The following is a 4090-nucleotide window of genomic DNA, read 5'->3' as shown; positions in this document are numbered from 1 at the left end:
TCAAGGTCAACGCCAATATCGGCACGTCGAGCACGTTCCCGGACATTGAGCCGGAGCTCAAAAAACTCGACGAAGCGGTGCGCTGCGGTGCAGATGCCGTTATGGACCTTTCGACGGGCAACAATATCGATGTTTCGCGTCAGCGCATCATCGAACATTCGCCCATCATGGTCGGCACGGTGCCGCTCTATCAGGCTACGGTCCGTTCCATCCGCGAGCACGGCGCTGTCGTCGAGATGACGGATACGGATATTCTTGAGACGATTGAGCAGCAGGCCAAAGATGGTGCCGATTTCATGACGCTGCACTGCGGTGTCACGCGTTCGGCCATTGAGCGCATGCGCCGTCAGGGCCGTGTTATGGACATCGTGAGCCGCGGCGGTTCGTTCATCGCCGGCTGGATGCTCCACAACGAGATGGAAAATCCGCTCTATGAACATTATGATGATATCCTTGATATCTGCGAGAAATACGATGTGACCATCAGCCTTGGCGACGGCATGCGTCCGGGCTGCACGGCCGATGCCACGGACCGCGGGCAGCTGACAGAGCTCATCACGCTCGGCGAACTCGTTGACCGCGCCTGGAAACGCGGTGTACAGGTCATGGTCGAGGGCCCAGGCCATGTACCGTACGACCAGATTGAAGCGAACATGAAGCTGGAGAAGCGCATTTGCCGCAAGGCGCCGTTCTACGTGCTTGGACCTCTTGTCACGGATATCGCGCCGGGCTATGACCACATCACGGCAGCCATCGGCGGCACGCTGGCAGCTGTTTCGGGCGCCGACTTCCTCTGCTACGTCACGCCGGCTGAGCATCTGGCCCTGCCGACTATCGAAGATGTTCATACGGGTGTCATCACGAGCCGCATTGCCGCACATGCAGCGGACCTCGTGCGCGGCGTACCGGGTGCGCGCGAGTGGGACCTTGAGATGGCCAAGGCGCGCAAGGTGCTCGACTGGAACAAGCAGATGGAGCTTGCCATCGACCCGGACCTTGCCAAGGCAAAACGCGGTGCACGCAATCCGCAGGATGAAGGTGCCTGCTCGATGTGCGGTGATTACTGCGCCGTTGAGATCATCAACAAATATTTCCATAAAGAAAACTGCCCGTGCCAGGACTGATTCATCAAAAGATGGATGCCTGACATCTGGCCAATGGCAAAAAAATTGCTGCCCGTCATGAGCAGCAATTTTTTTGTGTCTTATTAGCTTTATTATTTGATTTTGTTGAGACGGTCGGCAAGCTTCGCGGCACTTTCATCATCGTACGTGCTCGTCATGATGGGCTGTGCGCCGAGCATGACGGTCTTGCCGTCCACATAGGCTTTCTCTTTGTTATGTCCATTGTGGTAAGCGGCCGCGAGATTGCCGAGCACAAAGTAGGAACGCTCTGCACCGGACATATCCCCCGAGGCTGCCGGCGTGACAAAATCTTTGCCGTTGACTTTGACGGTGCCATCTTTGGCGGTCACATGCTTGTTGCTGTATTCGTAGAGCTTCTTGACATACGCATCGCGGCGGTCGCCGTCGGACGGATGGTCGGAAATGAACTGCTGGAAGGCCGTCGGCTGCGTCTTTTCTTTATCCATGACGCGCTGCCAGACTGCTGCCGTGGCACCGGGGTTGTAATTCGTATGCGTGATGTACTCAAAGGCGAGGGCATCGGCCTCGCGTTCCATCGGCTTCGTGATGTTGCGGTTGTTGATGACCGTCGTGACAATGCTGCCGAGCGTCGTGCCCGTCGCCTCACCGAGAATTGCCATGTTGAGGCTGCGGCGCGCGCCCTTGGCCGGATGGTCTTTCTGTCCGTGTCCCATCTCATGGCCGAGCACGACGGCAATTTCATCGTCGTTGGTCAGGACGCTGAAGAGTCCGGTGTTGATGCTCATATTGTGGCCGAGCGTGCAGAACGCGTTGAAGCTCGTATCCTTATTAATGAAATAATTGTATGGCTTATCGTAGATGGTCGGGTCGACCGCGCCGATGCCGGCAGTCAGGTTCGCCATAATGGTATCAATCCTGCTGTTTAAGGCATAGTCGTTATTGACGCCGTATTCTTTTTTCATCTCTTCGAAAAATTCCTGACGTCCTTCTTCGGAGTCATTGTATTTCTTGAGTGTCTGCGTCAGCTGTGCGTGCGCAATGGCACCTTCGATGCCCGCGCCAATGATGCTGCCAAGACCAAATTCCGCCTGAGCCGTCGGAGCCGGCGCCAGTACATAGGCCCCCGGGACCATCAGAACGCCTGCTGTCAAAATGGCAGCAGCTTTTTTTTGCCAAGTTTTTCTCGCATGCATACGGCATCCTTCTTTCTCGTCGAGATGATAAGAGCATTCTCAGCGTTTCTTTTGCTGTTTATTTTGTTTTTTGGCATCAGAGCTCGTTTCGTTTGCGTCAACAGCTCTAAGAAAAACGCGCATCATGTCTTCGGCAATCGGTATTTTTTCGTCTGGCAGAGAGGAGGCAAGAATCTGCAGCTTCTTCATGCGGTCGGGGCCTTTAGCGAGACTCGTCTTGCCAAGCAGTAAATAATCTGTGCTGATCTGCAGAGCTTTGGCCAGCTTGACGATGGTCGTGGAGGTCATGCTCTTCTTGCCGAGCTCGATATCGGACAGAAACTGCGGCGAGATATCCGCCCACTCTGCAACCTGCTCCCGTGTATATTGATGGGTGTCCCGTATTTGACGTACACGATTGCCGATGATCTGGTTCATATCTTTTCTGTTCATCATAACAGTATACCTCTAATACTTCTTTTAAAAGTATCATACCGAACATCCATTTCTATTGAAATAAACGATAGATATTTCAAGAAGCATACTTTAGTTACATTATAGAGCAAAGTGCGAAAAAAACAAGCATATTATGACGAGTTGTCAGAGGAATTTTACCAACTTTTTCTTTCCAGCAGGAATGTTGTCGAAAGATAGCGAATACTTAAGCAAAGAGGGAATGCTCTCGATGATTATCAGGAATTGAGGTGTTTCATATGTTGGTTAAGGATATTATGACGAAGAACGTCATTACGGTCAAAAAAGATGCATCAATCCGCGAAATTGCGCAGACTATCGTAGATCATGACATTTCGGGACTGCCGGTGGTAGATGAAGAGGGAAAGGTCTGCGGTATTGTCAGCGAAGGCGACCTCATGCGCAAGGAATTTGCGCCGGAGCTGCCGGATGAACTCTGCATCCTCGGTGCGGTCATCTATTATTCGGGTCTGCGCGAGTATCAGGATGCTTTCCGCAAGATTGCGGCGATTTCAGCAGAGCAGCTCATGACGAAGAAAGTCGTGGCCGTGCATCCCGATGATGATGTCAGCAAGGTGGCCAAAATCATGTACGACAAGCATGTCAAACGCGTGCCGGTGCTCGACGATGAAAAGCATCTGCTGGGCATCGTCAGCCGCCGCGATATTGTCAAAATGATGCTTTCATGAAAAAGGTATGAGTACGCCTGACGGGCAGCCGTGAAAAAATGGTAACAGAATGGTAACAAAAATTGTCCTTCTCCAGTGGAAGGACAATTTTGTCATGCTTTCGTATTTTTTTTCGTCTTGGGCTTGCCCGTGCGGCTCGAGAAAAGATAGACGAGCAGGGTCAGGACGATGCCGAGTACGGCATAAGGCCAGCCTTTTTCGAAGAACGCGTAGATGGTGGCGGCGAGACAGAAGAGCACGGCGAAAAAAGTCTGCTTGGCATTTTCGCGGCGATAGCGGAACGTCTCATAGTCGACGCCGACGATTTTTTCAAAGCAGGCAGGGCAGATGACTTCTTTTTCCCCGTTCTTGCCCTGATGGACCAATGCTTCTTTTTCGCTGAGCTCACGTCCGCAGACGGAACATTTGAACATAAAACCCCTTCTTTTCCTTCTTGACTGTTATCCTTTTCAGAGGAATCTGACAGTCTCTATTATAGCGGAAAATCTTTTCTCTGGCTACTCTCCAGAAGGTTTGTGATTCCTTGACACTAAAGGGGAAAACCGATAGAATAGAAAGGTATAGTTATATGTCAAAACTACCGATATAAATTATGCATGAAAGCAAAAAAAGAAAAGGGGGGTGAATATTATCGTTACAATAATATTAG

At 51.4% G+C, this 4090-nt stretch carries 5 protein-coding genes; 2 read left to right on the top strand and 3 right to left on the bottom strand.

The window, feature by feature from the left end; genetic code table 11:
• A partial coding sequence (gene thiC, locus ACI4OH_RS11835) for a phosphomethylpyrimidine synthase ThiC (protein ID WP_439784785.1) occupies positions 1-1124 on the top strand: 1124 nt, incomplete at its 5' end.
• Positions 1125-1216: 92 nt separating this feature from the next.
• Here the strand turns inward: thiC and ACI4OH_RS11830 are convergent.
• Complete coding sequence (locus ACI4OH_RS11830) at positions 1217-2299, bottom strand: M48 family metallopeptidase (protein ID WP_435721324.1); 1083 nt, start codon at positions 2297-2299, stop codon at positions 1217-1219.
• A 39-nt stretch (positions 2300-2338) separates the two neighbouring features.
• Positions 2339-2734 carry a helix-turn-helix domain-containing protein gene (locus tag ACI4OH_RS11825; protein ID WP_432646844.1) on the bottom strand — a complete coding sequence of 132 codons (396 nt, stop codon included), beginning with the start codon at positions 2732-2734 and terminating at the stop codon, positions 2339-2341.
• A gap of 257 nt (positions 2735-2991) precedes the next feature.
• Between ACI4OH_RS11825 and ACI4OH_RS11820 the strand changes: the two genes are divergently transcribed.
• Complete coding sequence (locus tag ACI4OH_RS11820; RefSeq protein ID WP_435721325.1) at positions 2992-3441, top strand: CBS domain-containing protein; 450 nt, start codon at positions 2992-2994, stop codon at positions 3439-3441.
• Positions 3442-3533: 92 nt separating this feature from the next.
• On the opposite strand, the gene ACI4OH_RS11815 is transcribed toward ACI4OH_RS11820, so the two are convergent.
• Positions 3534-3854: a hypothetical protein gene (locus ACI4OH_RS11815; RefSeq protein ID WP_435721326.1), complete on the bottom strand. Its 321-nt coding sequence runs from the start codon at positions 3852-3854 to the stop codon at positions 3534-3536.
• Positions 3855-4090: the final 236 nt, after the last annotated feature.

It is taken from the genome of Mitsuokella apri (assembly GCF_051886055.1).
Lineage (GTDB): Bacteria > Bacillota > Negativicutes > Selenomonadales > Selenomonadaceae > Mitsuokella.
This window is presented reverse-complemented; position numbering and strand designations above follow the sequence as displayed.

Coding starts and splice junctions, on each gene's coding strand:
- ACI4OH_RS11830 (WP_435721324.1), bottom strand. CDS start 2,299: ATGCATGCGAGAAAAACTTGGCAAAAAAAAGCTGCTGCCATTTTGACA.
- ACI4OH_RS11825 (WP_432646844.1), bottom strand. CDS start 2,734: ATGATGAACAGAAAAGATATGAACCAGATCATCGGCAATCGTGTACGT.
- ACI4OH_RS11815 (WP_435721326.1), bottom strand. CDS start 3,854: ATGTTCAAATGTTCCGTCTGCGGACGTGAGCTCAGCGAAAAAGAAGCA.
- ACI4OH_RS11820 (WP_435721325.1), top strand. CDS start 2,992: ATGTTGGTTAAGGATATTATGACGAAGAACGTCATTACGGTCAAAAAA.